The organism is Anaerocolumna aminovalerica, from assembly GCF_900115365.1.
In the GTDB taxonomy this organism is placed as follows: Bacteria; Bacillota; Clostridia; order Lachnospirales; family Lachnospiraceae; genus Anaerocolumna; species Anaerocolumna aminovalerica.
The window spans coordinates 1-21,782 of sequence record NZ_FOWD01000011.1; the positions used below are offsets into that span (position 1 = coordinate 1).

Below are 21,782 nucleotides of genomic sequence, written 5' to 3' on the forward strand. Positions count from 1 at the left end.
CAAAAAACTCTCCCAAAGATATGGACAATGATTTTTGAGGAAGTGTTAAAAGAAAGTGAATAATATCTGTAAAAGCTAACTTCCTCGTTCTTGAAAATGCTGAGTTGTTTACTCTGTGTTGTTCAATAAACTCACTAGAAGTAAGAAGAGTATTCATTTCTTGAAAAAAATCCTTTAAGTTATTACGAATAGACATAAAAATCCCTCCAAAATTTAATAGATAAAATGTATCTAATAAAATTTTGAAGGGAACATTTGTTTGTCAATTCGCATTTTAACCAAAACACCTATAAATAAATATACAATATGACGGTAGTGTCCTTAAGTTGACGACATTGAGCGTCCTACTGCGACAAATTTTTATATCACTTACTTAAATATTTTGACTTGTTTATTTCAAACAACTTTCTAATATATGAATCATTTCATCAATATTTTCTTTCGTAATAATTAATGGCGGAACAAAACGAAGAATATTTACTCCTGCATTAATAATTATTAATCCTTTATCCATAGCTGCTAAAATAGTATCTTTTACAGGCTTATTAAACTCTAAGCCTTGCATCAGGCCTTTACCTCTGCGTTCCAGGATAAAGTCATATTTATTCACTAATTCCTCCAACTTTTCTTCTAAGTAACCAGAGACTTCATTTACGTGGTCAAGTATGTTCTCACTTTGGAATAAATCAAAGACTTTGCTTACCCCAGTTGTTGCAAATGGATTCCCCCCATAGGTAGTTCCGTGGTCACCGGGTTCAAATGCACCGGCTATGCTTTCCACTGCTGCAAAAGCTCCAACAGGAACACCACAGCCTAACGCTTTTGCTGTTGTAATAATATCAGGTTTTACACCATAACCTTGATAAGCAAACATGGTACCGGTTCTTCCCATACCACATTGTATCTCATCAAATATAAGAACAATATCTTTTTCATCACATAGTTTTCTTAACCCTATAAGGAATTTTGAATCTGCAGGATAAAGCCCCCCTTCTCCTTGAATAGGTTCCACAATAATGGCACAGGTATTTTCATTTACTTTTTCTTTTACGCTGTCCAGATTATTGAATTCTGCAAATACCGCCCCTCCCACCAATGGTTCAAATGGCTCCCTGTATTTTACATTACCGGTAACGGATAACGCCCCCATGGTTCTTCCGTGGAAGGAGTGATTCATAGAGATTATTTCACCACCGGCAAAATTCTTATTTTTATAAAAATATTTCCGAGCCAGCTTAACAGCACCTTCCATTGCCTCCGTTCCGCTATTGGTAAAAAATATACGGTCCATACCGGAGGCTTTTGAAAGTTTGGCTGCTGCTTCAATAGCCGGAACATTATAATAATAATTAGAAGTATGCAAAAGCTTATCGATTTGACTTTTTAATGCATTATTATACTCCTTATTCCCATATCCTAATGCAAATACGGCAATTCCTGCTGCAAAGTCCAGATATTTTTTTCCGTTCATATCATAAAGATACACACCTTCTCCTTTATCAAGAAGGATTTTATATCTGCTATAGGTATGCATTAAGACCTTTTCTGCTTTATCAATATAGTCTTCCATTAACATCTAATTACCTCCTACTTTTCATGTTCAAATAATCTTTCGTAATTAATGATAGCAGTTCCAATTCCCCGGTTTGTAAAGAACTCCAGTAATAAGCAATGCTCCATCCTTCCATCCAAAATGTGAACTCTTGATACACCATTCCTTACTGCATCAATACAATTTTTTATTTTTGGAAGCATCCCTCCTTCAATATAGCCTCCCTCAATAAGTTCGTCAGCTTGTTCTAAAGATAGCACCGATATTAAAGTCCTTTTATCCTCCGGATCTTTATACACCCCTTCCGTATCTGTCAGAAATGCTAATTTTTCTGCCCCAACCGCTGTAGCTATTGCACAGGCCACATCATCCGCATTAATATTGTAAGCATGAAAGCTCTCATCCAGACCAATAGGTGCAATGACAGGAATAAAGTTGTTATCAATCAAAGTATTGATTAAATCAACGTTTATATCAATGATATTACCAACATAGCCAATATCCTGTCCGTTCACCAGTTTCTTCTCTACTTTAATGGTTGCACCATCTTTTCCGCTTATACCAACTGCTTTTACTCCTAACTGCTCCACTTTCTGGACCAATCCCTTATTCACTTTTCCAAGAACCATTTCAGCTACTTCCATGGTTTCTTCATCTGTTACCCGTAAGCCTTCCACAAACTTTGATTCATGACCAAGAAGTCCTACCCATTTACTGATTTCCTTACCACCACCATGAACAATGATTGGCTGCATGCCTACTAATTTTAGCAATGCTACGTCTTTGATTACATTTAATTGAAGTTCTTCGTCTAACATGGCACTTCCGCCATATTTTACTACCACCTTTTTATTGTTGAATTTTTGTATGTATGGTAATGCTTCTATTAGAGTCTGAGCTTTTATCAGAAGCTGATCCATTTGTTCCATTCTTGTTTCCTCCTATTATACCCTCTTTGCTATTCCGGCTCAGAATGACGGCAAAATTTTATTCCACCAACAACAATATCAATAAATCAGGAACGGTAATCCGCATTTATTTTTACATAATCAAAAGTTAAATCACAGCCCCAGGCAGTTGCTGTCTCATTTCCCATCTTTACGTCTGCAATAGCCCTCACTTCTTTAGCAGATAAAATTTTTGTTGCATATTCTTCACTATATTGGGTTGCCATACCGTTTTCAACTAACTTTAATTTACCTTCTGAACTTTCTATATATAAATCTACCTTATCCGGATCAAAATCAGCTCCGGAGTAACCCATTGCACATAGAATTCTTCCCCAGTTTGCATCGTTACCGAATACTGCTGTCTTTACAAGATTGCTTGTGATAACGGATTTACTTAAGCTAACTGCTTGTTCTTTGCTTTCTGCACCAATTACTACCGTTTCAAATAATTTTGTGGCACCTTCTCCATCTGCTGCCATTTTCTTAGAAAGATTGGCCGTTACCGCTTTTAGTCCTTCACAAAAAGTATCATAATCTTTATTCTTTTCTGTAATCTCTTTATTACCTGCTAATCCATTTGCAAGAATAATTAAAGAGTCATTGGTTGAAGTATCACGATCAACGGATATCATATTAAAGGTTTCCTTTACATTGTTACTGATCGCTTCCTGTAACAATTCTTTGCTGATGGCTATATCCGTTGTAACCACACCAAGCATAGTTGCCATGTTGGGATGAATCATACCGGAACCTTTTGACATTCCCCCAATGGTAATTATCTTATCCTCTATCCTGATAGCCACTGCATATTCTTTGGAATAGGTATCGGTTGTCATAATGGCTTCGGCTGCTGCAGCGCCTGCATCAAGGCTTTCCTCCATATTTTCGGCTAATAATTTTGCACCTTCTATAATCACATCAATAGGAAGCTGCTTGCCGATAACACCTGTTGAACAGGTAAGTACTGTATTGGTTGCTATATCTAAATTAACCGCTACCGCTTCTGCCATCTTATAATTATTTATTTCCCCCTCTTCACCGGTGCAGGCATTGGCAACGCCGCTGTTTAGAACAACTGCAACCGCTGTTTCATTTTCTTTGATCATCTTCATATCCCATTTTACAGGAGCAGCTTTTACAATGTTAGTGGTAAAGGTTCCTGCTGATTTTGCGGGAACTACACTATAAACCAAAGCCATATCTTTTCTTTTTCTCTTTATTCCTGCATATACACCTGCTGCCTTAAATCCTTTTGCAGCAGTAACTCCGCCTTTTATAATATCCATATTAACCTCGATTCTGGTCGCATCAGCGCCTCTTAATAATAACAAACCTTGGCGATACAAATTGCCAACTGGATTCGGTACTTTATCTTTAAAACTTACAGAAAAATTAATGTTATAAAGGACTTTATTATATCTATTCTTTATGGAAACATGGGAACTGCTTGTAGTCCTTCTGTTTCCTTTAAGTCAAAGAGTAGATTCATATTTTGCACAGCCTGACCGGCTGCTCCTTTTATCAGATTATCCATAGCACCCATTATGATAATACGGTTTGTTCTCTTATCAATGACAAAATTTACATCCACAAAATTGCTGCCTTCAACCCATCTGGTTTCCGGGCAGATCCCCTTATCCAACACACGAATAAAATATTCATTCTTATAGTATTTATCATAAATTGCTTTTACTTCCTCATAAGTAACTTCTTTTAACAAGTTGCTGTAACAAGTTACTAATATTCCTCTGTTCATAGGAACTAAATGAGGAGTAAAATTCAAATAAATATTTTCTCTGGCAGCATAGGATAACTGCTCCTCAATCTCCGGTGTATGTCTGTGTTTGGCAACACCATAAGCTTTTATATTTTCATTGACTTCACAATACAAATTGTTGACTTTAGCACTCCTTCCCCCACCTGAAGTTCCCGATTTTGCGTCTATAATAATAGAATCCGGTTCAAGAATTCCTTCCTTTAAAAGTGGATATACAGATAAGATGGAACAGGTGGGATAACAGCCTGGATTTGCTACCAGCCTTGCCTTTCTAATCCTTTCCCGATTGATTTCACATAATCCATAAACTGCTTCTTCTATGAAATCAGGGCTTCTATGTTCTATACCATACCATTCTTCATATGTATTTACATTTTTTATTCTAAAATCAGCACTAAGATCAATCACCCTGACCTTGGAAAGTATCTTCTCATTTATTAAGGAAGCACAAAATCCCTGAGGTGTGGCCGTAAATATCACATCTGCCCTATCTGCCAGTTCTTCCATATTATCAGCCATACAATCAGCATCTACTAACTGAAACATATTTTGAAATACTTCATAATATTTTTTATCTATGTAACTTTTGGAGCCGTACCAAATAATTTCTGCTTCTCTATGCTGTAACAAAATTCTGACTAATTCCTGTCCGGCATATCCAGTTGCACCAATAATACCTGCTTTAATCATATGTAATCCTCCCTATCCTCCGTTTTATCAAAAATGAAGCATTCCCTTCTTCATTATTAATTTTTTATAATTATACATCCAAATTAAATATTATTCAATACCTCATTTTAAAATTTTTCTAAACTAAAAATTAAAACCAATATTTTATCTGTATATTTAAGAACTAAAAAAGACTGCTGCAAAACAATAGACTTGTCATCTCAAGCACCGATTTATCTATAAAAAGTCCATTTTATCAATGAGTTTTTTCTTTAAATTCTGCATATCCGGTTCAATGCTCAGAATGACAGTTTTGCAACAGTCTTCTAATATAAAATATATTCAGTTTTATAAAAATACATTTTGTAGTTATATTTTTTAATGTTATTATTTAAAGGATAATAAATCAATTCCCTCTTTCATTAATGTCTGATAGAGTTTGGATATGGGAAATCCTACGATATTTAAATATTCACCTTCCACTTTCTCAATATGAACCGCAAACTTTCCTTGAATTCCATATGCTCCTGCCTTGTCCATAGGTTCTCCTGTGGCAACATATGCATCTATCTGTTCTTCTGTCATTGGATATACCCATACATCAGTGCATTGGACAAAACGAATTATTCTTTCCTCTTTGCCGATTTCCTTAATTACTGCACAAACTCCGGTATATACCTGATGCTTTTTACCTTGCAGCTTTCCAATCATATCTTTGGCATCCTGCTCATTTTTTGGTTTACCCATTACTTGTCCATCCAGAGCAACCATGGTATCGGCACCGATTACAATTGTTCCCTCTTCCATGTCAGCAGCTACACTACATGCTTTTTTGGTTGCCAGTTCTTCTACGATTTCATCCGGTCTGGACTTTTGAATCACTTCTTCATCCTCACTTATTACTACACTAAAATCTATTCCTATCTGCTCAAATATCTCTTTCCTTCTGGGTGACCCTGATGCCAGAATAATCTTGTACATGATAACCTCGATTCTGGCGCACTAGCGCCTTCTGTAATAGTATTATAATACCTTATTATAACGCATTTATAGTCTCCATAAAACAGATTTTTTTATCTAATTTAGATTTTTGTTGACATTTTTTATTTTTTTGAATCGAATAATGTCACAATTTTTATTTTACCGAATAATATATTACTATGAAAAGCAAATGAAATAGAAAAACCCCAAAGAAGAAAAATAAGAAATTAAATAAGACAAAAAGGGTAAGGTTGAAAGAAAATAATCTAATAGAAAGGATGCCACAAATGCTTCTTTCAACCTGATTTTTTGTGGCTACATCACATAAAAAAGAAAGTGTGATATGCAATGGGTATAAAGATGATTGACTATTTAAAATTAATATGTGACAGCTTAGGAATTCAATTGTTTTATAACAATAACAATGCATTGGTTTTATCAACAGATGTAAAAGAAGACGTACCCACTTTAAGAGCTTACAAAGCGTTTGAATTCTGCCCTGAATCTGTTGCAAAAGCAATTATCAATTATTATGTGGGAGAAGATGATAAAAAATCACATGAAGAAAAAATAATGGAATATTTAAGAGGAGATTTAGAACCTGTCATTTTTGAAGCTTATGACCAAAACCCTTTCTTTAGAGATGCAATTATTAATAATATAAACACAGAGAAAAATTATGAGGAAGATACATCCTTAGTCGAATATGAAATTATAACTATAGTGTCAAAAGATTTCTTTGGAAAAGAAACACAATATAGCAGCAAAGAACCGCTCACTTTATCTGATAGTAGTAGTCTATTAGAATTGGAAGTAAATATAAAGCCTCTTGATACATAAGAAAGGAGGTGAATATATGGGCTGGAAATTAAGCAGAATCGACTTAACCGGATGTCATCAAATTAAACCTAATGAAGAAATTGATCTTTGTATCGAATTAGAAAAAGAATTCAGAGCTGCAATTCACGGTGTTGTTAAATTCCCTAACGGAAAACCAGTTGAAGGTGCTGTAGTTAAACTTTTCAAGAAAAATAAAGAATATAAATCTTATGAATCAAAATGCGAAAAGAAATATGAAGAAAAATGTGAAGAAAAATACGAAAAAGAATATGAAAAATTTGAAAAAGGTTATGACAAAGGATACGACAAATGTTTTGATAAAGACTGTGATTTAATCCCAGTAACTTTTACATTTACTGATGAATGTGGTCAATTCTTATTTGGAGTTGAATCCGAAAAAGATTACGTTATAAAAGTTTTCTTTTACAAACCTGAAAAATACCCTAATTGCCATGAAAAGAAATAATTGAATTATTCTAAATATATTAATCTACGATAAATAGAAGTGTTTAGAGGTTTCTTAATTTTACTTCATAACGAGAACACAGCTCAGCAAAAATACTGGGCTGTTTTTTCAATTTCTTATTGCATAAATTAACATTATGATGTATATTTATAATAATAAAAAAAATGAAGTAACATTATAAGGAGGAATTATTATGAAAGAAAAGGTTATATTAGCTTATTCAGGCGGATTGGATACTACCATGATTATACCTTGGTTAAAGGAGAATTATGATTACGATGTTGTATGTGTATGTATTAATGTTGGTCAGGGAAATGAACTGGATGGCCTGGAAGAAAGAGCAAAATTATCTGGAGCTGTAAAATTATACATAGAAGACGTAGTAGATGAATTTGTGGATGATTATGTTATGCCTTGCGTAAAAGCAGGTGCTGTTTATGAGAATAAATATCTATTAGGTACTTCCATGGCAAGGCCGGTTATTGCCAAAAGATTAGTAGAAATAGCAAGATTGGAACATGCTACTGCTATATGCCATGGTGCAACCGGTAAAGGTAATGATCAGGTTCGTTTTGAATTATCCATTAAAGCACTTGCCCCTGACTTAAAAATAATTGCTCCATGGAGAATCTGGAATGTATCCTCCAGAGAAGAAGAAATCGAATATTGTAAAAGTCACGGTATTGACTTACCCTTCTCTGCAAATAACAGCTATAGCCGGGACAGAAATCTATGGCATATCAGCCATGAGGGATTAGAATTAGAAAATCCTGCTGTCCCTCCAAATTATGACCATCTATTAGTGCTAAGTGTTTCTCCGGAGAATGCTCCTGAAGAAGGGGAGACCATTACTTTATCCTTCGAAAAAGGCATCCCCACAAAATTAAATGGAAAATCCATGAAAGTTTCCCATATTATAACGGAACTTAATACTCTAGGCGGAAAACATGGAATTGGTATTGTTGATATTGTAGAAAACCGTGTTGTAGGTATGAAATCCCGTGGTGTATATGAAACTCCCGGGGGTACTATCCTTATGGAAGCTCACAACCAATTAGAAGAACTAATCTTAGACCGTGATACTTTTACTTATAAGAAAGGTATCGGTAATAAATTTGCTGACATTGTTTACGAAGGAAAATGGTTTACTCCCCTTCGTGAAGCTTTGCAGGCTTTTATAGATTCCACCCAGGAATATGTAACTGGTGAAGTAAAATTAAAGTTATATAAGGGAAACATTATTAAGCAAGGTACTACTTCTCCTTATTCCCTATATAATGAAAGCATTGCTTCCTTTACTACAGGTGATCTTTATAATCATCATGATGCAGAAGGTTTTATTAATTTATTTGGGCTTTCTTTAAAGGTTCGTGCTATGAAGATGGCGGAAGTTGTAAAAAACCAATAGGACGCTTTGCCTTTTAGGTGTTGAAACTTTCGGGAGTAGGGGGGATGTGTGTTTTATGTTCCGCTTGGAGAATTCTATGGTTCTAATACTATAGTAATTGCTTAAAGAATATTAAGAAATTGCGAACTCGTCGGGGTTACACCCCTCCTCAAACATCACAATTTCTAAATATAGGCGCAATTCCTATAGTATAAGGACCATAACGAATTCTTCCAAAGTCACATAAATCACACATCCCCCACTCTCGAAAGTCTATTTACTTATTGAGGGGCAAAGCTGGTTGTTGAATGTATTATATGGTGTAAAATCCCTTTTTTGAAGTGATAATAATACCATTTTTATCTTTATTTTTTTCTTAAACTGTTTTCTTTCATTTAATAAACTAACTAGCTTATTTTACTTTAATATGCAACCCTAATTTCATTTAAATTTACCTTCTACAGAAGCTTTTCTATTTTTTAAGAATTATAAACAATTTAAATTTACATTAAAAATATTTTAAAACTATTTCTATATATTTAATTGTATTATATAATGAGAACACTATATTTATTAGATTTAATATGAGAAGGAGATAGGCTATGATTATTACTACAACCCCAAGTATCGAGGGAAAAACGATTACGGAATACAGAGGTATTGTTTTTGGTGAAGTTGTTGCAGGTGTTAATTTTGTTAAGGACTTTGCAGCAGGTTTATCTAACTTCTTTGGCGGACGTTCAGGCAGTTATGAAGATGAATTGATCCAAGCCAGAGAAAATGCTCTTAGAGAAATGGAAGACCGTGCTAGACATTTAGGCGCAAATGCAGTTGTTGGTGTGGATGTTGATTATGAAGTACTTGGATCCGGCAATGGCATGCTTATGGTAACTGCATGCGGTACCGCCGTAGTTTATATGTAATTTACTTATTTTTTGATTGTCTTAATAATGTAAATACTAAATTTGTAGCAGAGTGTTTTGCTCTGCTATAATTTTTTCCTCATTTTCAATTTTTGATATGAATCCTCTCTCATTCCGCCTACGAACATGAGAACAATTGCATGCAATCTAATTGTTAGTAAATTTTTGATAGCAATTACTTTTATATCTGTTTTTAATATTTTAAATTATTAAAAAGGAATAAGTAGTCTTAAACAAGTTAAGATACTTATTCCATCATATTTTCTAAATTCTATTCTTTTATTGGCTTATTATAATTATACCTTTTTATTACCAATTAGGTCTGCATCTATTATTTAATACAATTAAAATAATATTTATCGAGAAATTGATTCATTACTTTTTCGTATTCCTCATGATTTTTTAAGCAGGATTCAGCATGTTTGGCATGGGGAGCCAAATACAGTTCTTTCTTATCTTCTTTTGCTCCAAACATTTCTTTTGACATATCATAAGGAATTAATTCATCTTCTAATCCATGTATAAATAGTATGGGTGTCTTGCTGGCTGCTCCTTGCTTTGGAAGGATATCGCCCAGCCAAAATCCTGCTCTTAGTTTAATGATCAGTTTTGCTAGGTGTACCAATGGGAATAAGGGAATGTGAAAGTTTTTCTTTATTATTATTTTAATCAGATCATTTACACTGGAATAAGCACAATCTGCAATAGTGCATAATACCCTATCGTCAATGGACAGATGGGATAACACTGTTGCCGCTCCCATTGACTCACCATGGGTAATAATAGCCAGGTTCTCTCCAAACTTTTGATAACACCAGTCAATAACAGTTTGAAGGTCATCCTTTTCATAATATCCCAATGATGTATATGCTTTTCCACTGAAACCATGATTTCGATGATCATAGGTAATTACAGTAATACCCCTTTTTATAAATAAGTCTGCATATATCATACTGCTGCATTTAGCACAAGTATAACCATGACATATGATAGCTATTTTTCTTTTCTCATAAGGCACTTCCCACTGTTTTTTACTAATTTCATTATTAATGACCTGGCAGGATAAATCATAACCGTATCTGGATTTAATACGATAATCTTCTTTTATCCAATTTTGGTAAAGTACCTCATTAAGGCGTCCATTTCCCATTTCTCTATTGTACAAAGATTCATAATCAAGAATTTTTGGTTTTAATATAATATTTGATAAAAACCAAGCGATGTTAATCAAGATGATCATTAATATTAAAAATATCTCTGCTATAGTTAACCACATATTAAATTCCTCTTAGTTTTTTCTGAACCAAAAATATTTTGTTAACTGATAATATGTCTTTACTAGAAGTTTTTCGCTAATTCTAAAGCTTGATCCATTGCCTTTTTCATTTCTGCTTCTTTGTCAACTTCAATTACATCAAGATTTTCTGCTGCAACCGTATTAAAATCAGTGATTCCCAAAAAGCCGAATATGGTTCGAATATATCGGTCTCCCATCTCGTATTCACTGAGAGGAGGTTGTGAATAGCTGCCGCCTCTTGTTACTATATGAACACCTTTCTTATTATGACATAACCCAACGGGACCATTGGCAGTGTAATTAAAGGTAACTCCCGGTACTGTAATATAATCAATATAGGCTTTTAAAATGGCAGGAATACTTAAATTCCATAAAGGAGCGGCTATTACGTATTTGTCTGATTCTAAAAATTGATAGGCATATTTTAATATTGGATGTTCTCTGTCTTTTTTCGTTTCTGCTCCATGTAGTTCATCCAAATGACCAAAGGGTAGAAATTCAATATTCTCTTTATATAAGTCTAACGTGATTATTTCATCTTGAGGATGATTCTTTTTATACTCTTCCATAAATATTTCTGAAATTTTGAAGGTTCTGGATTCTGAATCTTCTTTTGCATTTGCTTTCACATACAGTATTTTACTCATATTTTTTCTCCATTCTTTTTACTTATATATCTATACAATCTCATATTCTTATTGGTTTTATTCAAGAAAAGCTTCATATAATGAAAGGAAAAGTAAATTCTTAAAGAAATCTTTTCAATTTCTAAAGAGCAGTTAAGATATGTTAAAAAATGATTAGAATCCCTTCTCACTTATTTACTTACGAAAATCTCAATGCTATAATATGTGAAAATAGTGGAAGAAAAGGGAATTATGAGGTTTTATCTTTTATCCGCCAATTTTATTTAATAGCGCTAATGCGCAGATTGGAGTAATGTATGAATATGTACGAAGATTTTAAGAACAAGGCTAGAAAGCCTTTGAAACACATAGGTTTGATTTTATTAGTAATAGTAGCAATCCTAATGTCATTTTCATCTGCATACACCATTAATGAACAAGAGCAAGCTGTATTAACTACATTTGGTGTTGCAAAAACAGTAGCTGAACCAGGTTTGCATTTTAAGATCCCTTTTATTCAAAAGGTACAAAAGGTGAATACCACCATTAATGGTTTTTCTATTGGTTACGATACAGCTTCCAATGAAACCACGGAAGAAGAAGCGGTTATGATTACATCTGACTTTAACTTTGTGGATGTGGATTTTTTTGTAGAGTACAAAGTGATTGATCCGGTAAAAGCAGTATATGCTTCCCAGGAACCGGTATCTATTTTAAATAACCTTGCACAAAGTTGTATCCGTACTGTCATTGGAAGCTATGATGTAGATAGTGTTTTAACCACAGGTAAAAATGAGATTCAAAGTGTAATTAAAGAGAAAATCTTGGAACAATTAGATTTTTATGATATAGGTATACAGTTAATTAGTATAACCATTCAAGACTCTGAACCACCAACCAAGGAAGTTATGGAATCTTTCAAAGCTGTAGAAACTGCAAAACAGGATAAAGAAACCGCAATCAATAATGCAAATAAATACCGCAATGAAAAACTTCCTGCCGCAGAAGCAGAAGTGGATAAAATTATAAAATCCGCAGAAGCACAAAAAGAAGAACGTATTAATGAGGCAAATGGTCAGGTAGCAAGATTTAATTCCATGTATAAAGAATACAAAAAAAATCCGGTAATTACAAAAGAAAGAATGTTTTACGAAGCCATGGAAGAAGTACTTCCTGAGCTTGAAGTTATTATTGACGGAACTGACGGCATAGATAAGGTTCTTCCAATCAAGTCATTTTTTGAAGTAAAAAATAATGAAACTTCTACTGACACAGATACAAATTCCAAAAAGGGGGATGAATAAATGAAAAAGAAAATAGGTTTTAGTATAATTTTGATTTTTGCAATTATTTTATTATTCTCTTCCATTATAATTACTAATGAGAATGAATATAAATTAGTTCGGGAATTCGGGAAGGTACAAAATGTTATTGATAAACCGGGAATTAGTTTAATCGTTCCATTTATCCAAACAGCAGATACTTTACCAAAAGAAATCCTTCTTTATGATTTAGCACCCTCCGATGTTATAACTATGGATAAAAAAACAATGATTAGTGACAGTTATGTATTATGGAGAATTACAGATCCCCTTAAATTTGCCCAATCACTTAATTCCTCAGTTACAAATGCAGAAAACAGGATCGACACCGTGGTCTATAACGCTCTTAAGAACGTTATAAGCAGTAATTCTCAAACTGAAATCATTAATGAAAGAGATGATAAAATAGCAGAAGCAATTATGGAAAATCTCGGTAACTCCATGGACCAATATGGTTTGACTATTCTTGCCGTAGAAACCAAACGTCTGGACCTTCCTGCTGATAATAAGTCTTCTGTATACCAGCGGATGATTTCCGAACGTGATAAGATTGCAGCTACTTACATAGCAGAAGGTAATTCTGAAGCTCAAGTTATTAAGAACACAACAGACAAAGAAATATCTATTAGTCTTTCAACTGCAAAAGCAGAAGCAGAACGTATTATTGCAGAAGGTGAAGCAGAATACATGAAAATATTAGCGGAGGCTTATGCTGACAATTCCCGTACGGAATTTTATTCCTTCGTCCGTTCTTTAGATGCAGCGAAAAGTTCCTTACAAGGAAATAATAAAACACTTATCCTCCCTGCCGATTCTCCTATTTCCCAAATTTTCTTAGGGAAATGATTATTAAGAATCAATATATCATTGAATTTTTAGGCCAAAAGTACTATTATAAGAGATGGGTAATAGATTATTTTTAGAGGAGAACTTTTATGGAAAGAGATACTATTTTATTAGTGGATGATAGTGAGATTATATGTAGTATTATTAAAGATATATTAGAGTCTCCTGATTTACATATCGAAATTGCTCATACCGGAGAAAAGGGTATCCGAATGGCTAGGGAACTTCGGCCAACACTTATATTACTGGACATTATTATGTATGGTATGGATGGGTACGAAACCTGTAAGATTCTGAAGAAAGATGAAGAAACCAAAGATATACCGATCATTTTTATAACCGGTAACAATGATTCCAATTCTTTATTAAAAGGCTTTGAGGTTGGTGCAGCTGATTATGTATCAAAGCCTTTTATTGCAGAAGAACTGAAAGCACGGGTTAAAGTACATATGCAAAATATTAAGAATCAGCGCAAATTACAAATATTGATGGAAGAATTACGTGAATTGGCAATTACGGATTCTTTGACAAAGTTATATAACCGCAGGTATTTTCTTGATAAAATTAATGACCTTGTTAAAATGGATACTATCTTCTCTCTTATTTTATTTGATGTAGATTATTTTAAATCTATTAATGATACCTATGGCCATAATGCTGGTGATTTAGTATTAACCGGGCTTTCACAAATCTTTAAATTGATTCTTCGTGAAGAAGATATTATAAGCAGATGGGGAGGAGAAGAATTTATGATATGCCTCCCTAATATGGCAGTAGAAGAAGCTTTCAAAGTTGCTGAAAAATTACGTTTGGAAGTTAGTAAATTCGAATTTCAATATGAAGATAACACCTTTCATTGTACCATAACTGGCGGCATTGCTGAGTATGAGGCTAAATTGCCGGTAGACAGAAATATTACCAAAATTGATTTCGCCTTATATACCGGTAAATCCAGCGGAAAGAATTGTTGTATATTAGCATAGTCCAAGGATTATAATAGAAGGCTTCATATATAAGAAACTACTCAAGTAACAAAACAAGATTGATGGCCAATTGAAGGAAATAATTTAATATAAATAATATTGACAAATCAGATTTTAATTCATATAATACAAATGAATAATATTTTTTTTATTCATATTACCTGCGGAATCTGGAGGTACAACCATGGAAGACAAAAAGGCTTTAATCTACTACTGTGCAAAGGAATTATTCAGCGCAAAGGGATTTAAGGATACCAACATTTCGGAGATAACAAAAAAAGCCGGAATGGCCGTAGGAACTTTTTATAACTACTACCCCTCCAAGGAAAAACTTTTTATGGATATTTTCTTAGAGGAAAACACAAAACTGAAACAAACCTGTTTTCATTCTCTTGACCTTAATCAAATACCCCTGATGGTGGTTAAGCAAATGCTGATACTCAACGTGAAGGGTATGAAAGCAAATCCCATTTTAAAAGAGTGGTATAACAAAAGTGTTTTTGAAAAGCTTGAGCAAGTTTATCTAGAAGAAAATGGAGTTAATTCGGTAGATTTTTTGTACGACAATTTTCTTGAGTTAATAACTCAATGGCAGGCTCAGGGAAAAATGCGAAAAGATATAGACAGCAAAATGATTATGATGATTTTCGCAGCAATTATAAACATTGATACACACAAAGAAGAAATTGGGCTTGAATATTTTCCGGAACTTTTGGAGAATATGACAGAATTAATTATGGAAAGCTTGATGAACTGCTCCAAATAACATAAAAGGGGCAGTGTTTTTTACAAAATAATGAACGAATATTTTTTTATTCATTCATGTTTTAAAAGATAAAATGAGTATATAACAATTACTTCGGAGTTAAAAGACTTGAATGTATTTAATTTTAAGAGATTGGAGAAATGTAAATGGGAACATCTAAATCTAGCGGTAATAGGATTCGAGTATGGCATATTATTCTGATTATACTGGGCTTGGGTATTTTAGGTGCAATTATTGCACTTCTTGCAGATACCCCCGAAAGACAAAAACTAAAAATCCTGACAATTGAAAGGATAGATTTTACAAATCTACAGGATGGAATCTATGTTGGAGAATACAAAGGAAGAAAAAATCATTTCAGAGATGTAACTCTGGAGGTAACCATATCCACTGGTAAGATTACAGATATAAGAATTCTAAAAGGTGCTTTGGACGGTAATGGTAATCCTGTGAAAATGACCGGTGGCATGACAATGGTTGATTTATTTCAGAAGGTAATTGGAGCCCAATCACTACAGGTTGATACAATCAGTGGAGCAACACTTACTTCCAAAGCCCACTTGAAAGCATTAGAAAACGCGCTGAAACAGGCGATTAAAAATAGAAAAATTTAAAGGAGGTCTACATGAATATAGCAGTTCTATCCTATTCTTTTACAGGTAACAATGAGGCTTTGGCTGAAAGTGTTACTAAGAAATTGTCAGGGGAACATATCCGAATAACCACACTCAAACCCTTCAAGATGAGTACTCTCATAATGGATATGATTTTTGCCAGAGTACCAAAGGTGCAGCCTTTTCCGTACATTCTGCAGAAATATGACTTGGTACTTTTTTTTGGACCAATCTGGATGGGTCAGGTGGCTTCACCCCTTCGGGCATATTTAAATTATCTTAAACAAAACCCAATGCCTTATGGCTTTTTATCCATAAGCGGCGGAGCTGATGGTGGAAATCATAAACTATCTGATGAACTTCTGCAAAGAACGGGAAAACATCCCCAATTATTGGTTGACCAGCACATAGCCCTGTTATTTCCTTCAAACCACCAAGTTACGCGAAAAGAAACCTCTTTTTACAGAATTAATGAAACAGATATAAAGATACTGACAAATCTTGCAATTGAAAGAATTAATAAAATTCTCTAAATTTTTAACAGCTGACTATAATCATTTTTAAAGGCCTTCTAATAACAGAATAGGATTAGAGGCCTTATTATCATGGCCCTGTATTCTTATCAGTACAAAAAAGCCGCCACTTTTGAATTAAACCCTTTTTGTCAGATAAAAACAGTCAAAGGAAAGAGGTTCAATTGATTACTGTGACGGCTGTTGTAATAGAAAATTTCCATTAATATTAGATGGTTAGTACTATACTCATTATGAATTTAAAGAAACATTCTTTCCACTTCTGTCAAATATTTCTTTTACTTGTATTAACATTTCTTTAGCAGGCTCCTTTGTATCTGATAAGGTGTACTCCAAGCCTAACTCCTCCCACTTATACTCTCCCATTTTATGAAATCCCAAGAGTTCTATTTTGGATACATTGGAATATTCAGCTAAGTATTTTGACAGTTCCTCTATACTTTCTAAGTTATCCGTAAGATTAGGAACCAGTACGTATCGAATCCAGGTATTTATATCTTTTTCTCTCAGGTAATCCATAAGGCGGAGGGTAGGGTCTAAAGGTACTCCTGCAACTTCCTTATATACCATGGGATCAAAATTCTTAATATCCAAAAGTATAATATCCGTGTAATCCAATGCCCTTTGTACTGCACTATTCCATATAAATCCAGAAGTATCTATGGCTACGGAGATTCCCTCTTCTTTGCACATTTTGCTTACCTCTGCAACAAAATCTGCCTGAACAAGGGGTTCTCCTCCCGTGAAGGTTACACCCCCTCCAGAGAATTTCATATAGGATTTATACTTTCGTATCTCTGCCATTAATTCCTGTGGAGTGTATTCCTTACCCTTATTGATTTCCCATGTATCGGGATTATGGCAATACCTGCATCTTAAGACACAGCCTTGCATAAACACAACGAATCTGATACCGGGTCCATCAACGGTACCGCAGCTTTCTAAAGAATGTATTCTGCCAATTATTTTATTATCCTTCATCATATCAGCCTCCAATCAGGCGTCTTATAGTACATTCCCTTATCTTTCATGGAAAGTACGGTGAATCACATCTAATTGCTGTTCGCGGTTTAACTTCACAAAATTAACTGCATAACCGGATACACGAATTGTAAGCTGAGGATATTTCTCAGGATGGTCCATAGCATCCAGTAAAGTCTCACGATCAAAGACATTTACATTAATATGATGTCCATTATCACAAAAATATCCGTCCAGCAGGCCTGCTAAGTTATTGACCCTTTCTTCCATACTCTTTCCTAAAGCTTTTGGAACTATAGAGAAGGTATAAGAAATACCATCTTCTGCATGTTTATAAGGTAATTTAGCAACAGATGCCATAGATGCAACTGCACCATTCTTATCCCTGCCGTGCATTGGGTTAGCACCGGGTGCAAATGGTTCTCCTGCCTTACGTCCATCTGGAGTGCTTCCGGTTTTCTTTCCATATACAACATTGGAAGTAATGGTTAATATAGATAAGGTTTGTTTCGCCTTACGGTAAGTCTTTACTTTACGAAGCTTATTCATAAAACGTTCTACGATTTCAATTGCAATGTTATCTACTCTGTCATCATTGTTGCCAAATGCAGGATAGTCTCCTTCGATTTCATAATCAACAGCCAAACCTGCTTCATTTCTAATGATCTTAACCTTTGCGTATTTGATAGCTGATAAGGAGTCCGCAACTACTGACAGACCGGCTATACCGCATGCTTCCGTACGAAGTATGGATATGTCGTGAAGTGCCATCTGCAATCTTTCGTAGTTGTATTTGTCATGCATATAGTGGATGATATTTAAAGTATTAATGTAGAGTTCAGATAACCAATCCAAAGTTTGATCAAACTTAGAAATCACATCATCATACTCTAAATAGTCACCGGTTACCGGTGCAAATAATGGTCCAACCTGTTCTCCGGTTTTCTCATCTTTTCCTCCATTAATTGCATATAATAATGCTTTTGCCAGATTTGCACGTGCTCCAAAGAATTGCATCTGCTTTCCGATTCGCATAGCAGATACACAGCAAGCAATACCATAATCGTCGCCCCATACATCTCTCATAATATCATCACTTTCATATTGAATGGAACTGGTATCGATAGAAACTTTGGCACAGAATTTTTTAAATTCTTCCGGCAATTGATTTGACCATAATACTGTTAAGTTTGGTTCCGGAGCAGGTCCAAGATTGTAAAGAGTATGAAGAATTCTAAAGCTACTCTTTGTTACCAAGGTTCTTCCATCCAATCCCATACCACCGATGGACTCAGTAACCCAAGTGGGATCTCCGGAGAATAAGTCATTATAAGAAGGTGTTCTTAAGAAACGAACCATTCTTAATTTCATAACAAATTGATCCATGATCTCCTGTGCTTCTTCTTCTGTCAGATTGCCGTTCTTTATATCCCGTTCAAAGTAGATATCAAGGAAAGTAGATACACGGCCTAAACTCATGGCAGCACCATCCTGCTCTTTAATGGCTCCTAAATATCCAAAATAAGTCCATTGAGTAGCTTCTACTGCATTTTTTGCAGGTTGGCTAATATCAAAACCATAGGAACCTGCCATTTCTTTTAATTGATTTAATGCTTTAATTTGTTCCGATAGTTCTTCACGTAATCGTATGTCAGGTGATTGCAGCACCGGAATCTCTAATAATTTCTTTTGTTCTTTTCTTTCTTCAATAAGATAATCCACACCATATAAAGCTACACGTCTGTAATCGCCTATAATACGGCCTCTGCCATAGGCATCTGGAAGACCGGTAATAATTCCGGTATGTCTGGCTTTTCTCATAGCCTCCGTATAAGCATCAAATACGCCATCATTATGAGTCTTTCTGTTATTCGTATAGATTTCTTCTGTAGTTTTATCCAATTCATAACCATAAGCCTCTAAAGCCTTTTGCACAACACGAACACCGCCATTTGGCATAATACCTCTTTTGAGGGGCTTATCTGTTTGAAAACCTACAATTACTTCCTTTTCTTTATCAATATAACCAGGACCAAAGGTAGTAATCGTTGATGGTTTCTTTGTCTCTGCATCAAGAATACCTTTTTCAGTCTCTATTTTCATTAATTTTAATACTTCATTCCATAATTCCGTTGTTCTTCCGGTAGGGCCGGTCAAGAACCTGTCATCCCCTTCATATGGGGTATAATTAGTTTGAATAAAGTTTCTTACATCAATATCAGTAGTCCAGCTTCCTGGGTTAAAATCATACCATTCCTGTCTCATAATAACCTCGATTCCGGCGCTTTAGCGCCTCAACTTGTCTTCTTGTCTAAGCTTTTGTAAACTAGTAACCATAAAAACACAACTCTGCTTCAAAATCTGATAAATTTGAACAGTAAGTGTTTTTATGCTTTCATACTAAATAAATAAGAAGTATAAGTCAATAGACTAATTAATAATAATTCTCAATAAGATTCATAAGCAACACTTTTTAGGTTACAAGATACTTTATTTTAATTAGTAAAACTAAAAATATGCCATTCTGAGCAAAGTTCAACGAATTGAACTGACGAAACATCCCCAAGTATAAAGCAGGGAGATATTCGCATTGGCTCAAAATGACATATGTTGTATATTGTGCCAATTTCCTTTCCGGCACTATAATACTTTAGATAAGAAATCTTTTAATCTTGGATTTTGAGGATTATCAAAAAATTCTTTTGGTGAATTCTGTTCTTGGATCTGCCCCTGATCTATAAATAGTATCCTGTTAGCAACTTCTCTGGCAAATCCCATTTCATGTGTTACCACAACCATAGTCATACCATCTTCTGCTAATTCCTTCATAAGTTCCAGCACCTCTCCAACCATCTCAGGATCCAGGGCTGATGTGGGTTCATCGAATAACATAACATCTGGATTCATTGCTAAAGCCCGGATAATTGCAATACGCTGTTTTTGTCCCCCGGATAATTGTCTTGGATAAGCCATAGCCTTGTCTTCCAGACCTATTCGGTTTAATAATTCTTTTGCCTTTTTATCAGCCTCTTCTTGTGTCATAAGGCCCAACTTTACCGGTGCTAATGTAATATTTTTTTGAACTGTTAAATGTGGGAAAAGATTAAATTGTTGAAATACCATTCCCATCTTCTGTCTTAATTTATTAATATCTGTTTTGGAGTCAGTAATATTATTTCCTTCAAACCATATCTCTCCTTCTGTAGGAGTCTCCAATAGATTTAGGCATCTTAAAAAAGTGGATTTACCTGAGCCGGAAGGCCCGATAATTACGACTTTTTCCCCTTTTTGAATGGTTTCATCAATACCATTCAGCACTACATGATCACCAAATGTTTTTTTCAAGTTCTTAGTTACGATCACCTTGATTCATCCTCCTTTCAAACATACCTAATAATTTGGATAAGCCTAATACCATTACCAGATAGAATACTGCTGCAATAATTAATGGAGGAAGAATATCCCATGTACGGGATCCGACAAACTGTGCCGCCTGTAATAAATCAACTACTGCAATAATACTTGCAACGGATGTTTCTTTGATCAAAACAATAAATTCATTACCCAAAGCCGGTAAAATATTTCTAATAGCCTGAGGCATAATAATATAAACCATAGTTTGATTTGCATTAAATCCTAAAGAACGGCCGGCTTCACTTTGACCTTTATCAATGGATTCAATACCTGCACGGACAATTTCTGCCACATATGCACCGGAGTTAATACCAAAACAAAGTCCTGCCACCAGAATTTCACTGGTATCTCTAGCAGTAAAAATCAAATTATAAATAATAAGTAACTGCAACATAACAGGGGTACCCCTGATTATATTAATATAGCCATTACATAAAACACCTAACCACTTTAATTTTTTATAATTACTAGCAGTTACTTTTAATATTGCCACGGTTACACCAATTAGAATACCTATTATGATAGCTATAAAAGAAATCTCTATGGTAACCCAGAGTCCTTTAAAATATGTTCTGTATCTGTCTCCTGCAATAAATGCATCATAATAACGGTTGCCTATGGACACAAACCAGTTAATTAATCCTTCCACTTTTTCTCTCCTTTGTCTTCCTCTATGAATAAGATATTATTTATAATACCATATTTTTTATCAACTAGGAAGTATAAATATTAGACAAATTTAATTTTTAATCAAATAGAAATAATTTTCTAAATTGTATACACTTTTATAAATATTCAAATATATTAATGTACATTTCTATATACATGAATATGCATTTTCAAGTACATTATATT

22 protein-coding genes are annotated in these 21,782 nt (G+C 34.3%); 10 read left to right on the forward strand and 12 right to left on the reverse strand.

The window, feature by feature from the left end; translation table 11 throughout:
* The 6 genes from BM183_RS07815 to BM183_RS07840 all read right to left on the reverse strand — a co-directional run.
* Window positions 1-196, reverse strand: a 196-nt coding sequence (locus tag BM183_RS07815; protein ID WP_422664685.1) for a hypothetical protein, incomplete at its 3' end; no start/stop codon positions are given.
* A 195-nt stretch (window positions 197-391) separates the two neighbouring features.
* Window positions 392-1,576 carry an aspartate aminotransferase family protein gene (locus BM183_RS07820; protein ID WP_091685880.1) on the reverse strand — a complete coding sequence of 395 codons (1,185 nt, stop codon included), beginning with the start codon at window positions 1,574-1,576 and terminating at the stop codon, window positions 392-394.
* Window positions 1,577-1,587: 11 nt separating this feature from the next.
* On the reverse strand, window positions 1,588-2,472 hold the full coding sequence (argB, locus tag BM183_RS07825) for an acetylglutamate kinase (RefSeq protein ID WP_091686057.1): 885 nt from the start codon (window positions 2,470-2,472) through the stop codon (window positions 1,588-1,590).
* 95 nt (window positions 2,473-2,567) lie between these two features.
* Entirely contained in the window at window positions 2,568-3,788 is a 1,221-nt protein-coding gene (gene argJ / locus BM183_RS07830) for a bifunctional glutamate N-acetyltransferase/amino-acid acetyltransferase ArgJ (RefSeq protein ID WP_091685881.1), read from the reverse strand.
* A gap of 140 nt (window positions 3,789-3,928) precedes the next feature.
* Window positions 3,929-4,969, reverse strand: coding sequence for an N-acetyl-gamma-glutamyl-phosphate reductase (gene argC, locus BM183_RS07835; RefSeq protein ID WP_091685883.1), 1,041 nt, complete (start codon window positions 4,967-4,969; stop codon window positions 3,929-3,931).
* A 366-nt stretch (window positions 4,970-5,335) separates the two neighbouring features.
* Window positions 5,336-5,929, reverse strand: coding sequence for a Maf family protein (locus tag BM183_RS07840; RefSeq protein ID WP_091685885.1), 594 nt, complete (start codon window positions 5,927-5,929; stop codon window positions 5,336-5,338).
* A gap of 348 nt (window positions 5,930-6,277) precedes the next feature.
* On the opposite strand from BM183_RS07840, the gene BM183_RS07845 reads away from it, so the two are divergent.
* The 4 genes from BM183_RS07845 (at window position 6,278) to BM183_RS07860 (ending at window position 9,545) form a co-directional block, all read left to right on the forward strand.
* Window positions 6,278-6,769 (forward strand): hypothetical protein, encoded by a 492-nt coding sequence (locus BM183_RS07845; protein WP_091685886.1) that lies wholly within the window; start codon window positions 6,278-6,280, stop codon window positions 6,767-6,769.
* 16 nt (window positions 6,770-6,785) lie between these two features.
* Complete coding sequence (locus BM183_RS07850) at window positions 6,786-7,235, forward strand: hypothetical protein (RefSeq protein WP_091685888.1); 450 nt, start codon at window positions 6,786-6,788, stop codon at window positions 7,233-7,235.
* Between the two features lie 193 nt (window positions 7,236-7,428).
* Window positions 7,429-8,643 (forward strand): argininosuccinate synthase, encoded by a 1,215-nt coding sequence (locus BM183_RS07855; protein WP_170847932.1) that lies wholly within the window; start codon window positions 7,429-7,431, stop codon window positions 8,641-8,643.
* Window positions 8,644-9,224: 581 nt separating this feature from the next.
* Window positions 9,225-9,545 (forward strand): putative heavy metal-binding protein, encoded by a 321-nt coding sequence (locus BM183_RS07860; protein WP_091685891.1) that lies wholly within the window; start codon window positions 9,225-9,227, stop codon window positions 9,543-9,545.
* A gap of 331 nt (window positions 9,546-9,876) precedes the next feature.
* Here the strand turns inward: BM183_RS07860 and BM183_RS07865 are convergent, their stop codons facing one another.
* A complete protein-coding gene (locus tag BM183_RS07865) occupies window positions 9,877-10,821 on the reverse strand; it encodes an alpha/beta hydrolase (protein WP_091685893.1) in 945 nt (314 codons plus the stop codon).
* 62 nt (window positions 10,822-10,883) lie between these two features.
* Window positions 10,884-11,489: an FMN-dependent NADH-azoreductase gene (locus tag BM183_RS07870; RefSeq protein WP_091685895.1), complete on the reverse strand. Its 606-nt coding sequence runs from the start codon at window positions 11,487-11,489 to the stop codon at window positions 10,884-10,886.
* 296 nt (window positions 11,490-11,785) lie between these two features.
* On the opposite strand from BM183_RS07870, the gene hflK reads away from it, so the two are divergent.
* The 6 genes from hflK (at window position 11,786) to BM183_RS07900 (ending at window position 16,532) form a co-directional block, all read left to right on the forward strand.
* Window positions 11,786-12,772: an FtsH protease activity modulator HflK gene (gene hflK, locus BM183_RS07875; protein ID WP_308742536.1), complete on the forward strand. Its 987-nt coding sequence runs from the start codon at window positions 11,786-11,788 to the stop codon at window positions 12,770-12,772.
* A complete protein-coding gene (gene hflC, locus BM183_RS07880) occupies window positions 12,773-13,636 on the forward strand; it encodes a protease modulator HflC (RefSeq protein WP_091685897.1) in 864 nt (287 codons plus the stop codon).
* Between the two features lie 89 nt (window positions 13,637-13,725).
* A complete protein-coding gene (locus BM183_RS07885) occupies window positions 13,726-14,619 on the forward strand; it encodes a diguanylate cyclase (RefSeq protein WP_091685899.1) in 894 nt (297 codons plus the stop codon).
* A 184-nt stretch (window positions 14,620-14,803) separates the two neighbouring features.
* The gene (locus tag BM183_RS07890) at window positions 14,804-15,385 is read left to right on the forward strand and encodes a TetR/AcrR family transcriptional regulator (protein WP_091685901.1); all 582 of its coding nucleotides are present in this window, start codon (window positions 14,804-14,806) and stop codon (window positions 15,383-15,385) included.
* A gap of 146 nt (window positions 15,386-15,531) precedes the next feature.
* Complete coding sequence (locus BM183_RS07895; RefSeq protein WP_091685902.1) at window positions 15,532-15,999, forward strand: FMN-binding protein; 468 nt, start codon at window positions 15,532-15,534, stop codon at window positions 15,997-15,999.
* Window positions 16,000-16,010: 11 nt separating this feature from the next.
* Complete coding sequence (locus BM183_RS07900; RefSeq protein WP_091685904.1) at window positions 16,011-16,532, forward strand: flavodoxin family protein; 522 nt, start codon at window positions 16,011-16,013, stop codon at window positions 16,530-16,532.
* A 231-nt stretch (window positions 16,533-16,763) separates the two neighbouring features.
* Here BM183_RS07900 and pflA read toward each other — a convergent pair whose 3' ends face one another.
* The 4 genes from pflA to BM183_RS07920 all read right to left on the reverse strand — a co-directional run bounded on the left by pflA (window position 16,764) and on the right by BM183_RS07920 (window position 21,576).
* Window positions 16,764-17,516 carry a pyruvate formate-lyase-activating protein gene (gene pflA, locus BM183_RS07905; RefSeq protein WP_091685906.1) on the reverse strand — a complete coding sequence of 251 codons (753 nt, stop codon included), beginning with the start codon at window positions 17,514-17,516 and terminating at the stop codon, window positions 16,764-16,766.
* Between the two features lie 36 nt (window positions 17,517-17,552).
* Window positions 17,553-19,778 (reverse strand): formate C-acetyltransferase, encoded by a 2,226-nt coding sequence (gene pflB / locus BM183_RS07910; protein ID WP_091685908.1) that lies wholly within the window; start codon window positions 19,776-19,778, stop codon window positions 17,553-17,555.
* Window positions 19,779-20,153: 375 nt separating this feature from the next.
* Window positions 20,154-20,876: an amino acid ABC transporter ATP-binding protein gene (locus BM183_RS07915; protein WP_091685910.1), complete on the reverse strand. Its 723-nt coding sequence runs from the start codon at window positions 20,874-20,876 to the stop codon at window positions 20,154-20,156.
* Complete coding sequence (locus BM183_RS07920; protein WP_091685911.1) at window positions 20,863-21,576, reverse strand: amino acid ABC transporter permease; 714 nt, start codon at window positions 21,574-21,576, stop codon at window positions 20,863-20,865. Before BM183_RS07920 ends, BM183_RS07915 begins: the two co-directional genes overlap by 14 nt.
* Between the last annotated feature and the right edge of the window lie 206 nt (window positions 21,577-21,782).

What these genes read in the sequence shown, in the direction of transcription:
- BM183_RS07895 (WP_091685902.1), top strand. Translation starts at nt 15,532, where the DNA reads ATGGGAACATCTAAATCTAGCGGTAATAGGATTCGAGTATGGCATATT.
- BM183_RS07845 (WP_091685886.1), top strand. Translation starts at nt 6,278, where the DNA reads ATGGGTATAAAGATGATTGACTATTTAAAATTAATATGTGACAGCTTA.
- argJ (WP_091685881.1), bottom strand. Translation starts at nt 3,788, where the DNA reads ATGGATATTATAAAAGGCGGAGTTACTGCTGCAAAAGGATTTAAGGCA.
- BM183_RS07865 (WP_091685893.1), bottom strand. Translation starts at nt 10,821, where the DNA reads ATGTGGTTAACTATAGCAGAGATATTTTTAATATTAATGATCATCTTG.
- BM183_RS07885 (WP_091685899.1), top strand. Translation starts at nt 13,726, where the DNA reads ATGGAAAGAGATACTATTTTATTAGTGGATGATAGTGAGATTATATGT.
- BM183_RS07840 (WP_091685885.1), bottom strand. Translation starts at nt 5,929, where the DNA reads ATGTACAAGATTATTCTGGCATCAGGGTCACCCAGAAGGAAAGAGATA.
- argB (WP_091686057.1), bottom strand. Translation starts at nt 2,472, where the DNA reads ATGGATCAGCTTCTGATAAAAGCTCAGACTCTAATAGAAGCATTACCA.
- argC (WP_091685883.1), bottom strand. Translation starts at nt 4,969, where the DNA reads ATGATTAAAGCAGGTATTATTGGTGCAACTGGATATGCCGGACAGGAA.
- BM183_RS07860 (WP_091685891.1), top strand. Translation starts at nt 9,225, where the DNA reads ATGATTATTACTACAACCCCAAGTATCGAGGGAAAAACGATTACGGAA.
- BM183_RS07890 (WP_091685901.1), top strand. Translation starts at nt 14,804, where the DNA reads ATGGAAGACAAAAAGGCTTTAATCTACTACTGTGCAAAGGAATTATTC.
- pflA (WP_091685906.1), bottom strand. Translation starts at nt 17,516, where the DNA reads ATGATGAAGGATAATAAAATAATTGGCAGAATACATTCTTTAGAAAGC.
- hflC (WP_091685897.1), top strand. Translation starts at nt 12,773, where the DNA reads ATGAAAAAGAAAATAGGTTTTAGTATAATTTTGATTTTTGCAATTATT.
- pflB (WP_091685908.1), bottom strand. Translation starts at nt 19,778, where the DNA reads ATGAGACAGGAATGGTATGATTTTAACCCAGGAAGCTGGACTACTGAT.
- BM183_RS07900 (WP_091685904.1), top strand. Translation starts at nt 16,011, where the DNA reads ATGAATATAGCAGTTCTATCCTATTCTTTTACAGGTAACAATGAGGCT.
- BM183_RS07855 (WP_170847932.1), top strand. Translation starts at nt 7,429, where the DNA reads ATGAAAGAAAAGGTTATATTAGCTTATTCAGGCGGATTGGATACTACC.
- hflK (WP_308742536.1), top strand. Translation starts at nt 11,786, where the DNA reads ATGAATATGTACGAAGATTTTAAGAACAAGGCTAGAAAGCCTTTGAAA.
- BM183_RS07820 (WP_091685880.1), bottom strand. Translation starts at nt 1,576, where the DNA reads ATGTTAATGGAAGACTATATTGATAAAGCAGAAAAGGTCTTAATGCAT.
- BM183_RS07850 (WP_091685888.1), top strand. Translation starts at nt 6,786, where the DNA reads ATGGGCTGGAAATTAAGCAGAATCGACTTAACCGGATGTCATCAAATT.
- BM183_RS07870 (WP_091685895.1), bottom strand. Translation starts at nt 11,489, where the DNA reads ATGAGTAAAATACTGTATGTGAAAGCAAATGCAAAAGAAGATTCAGAA.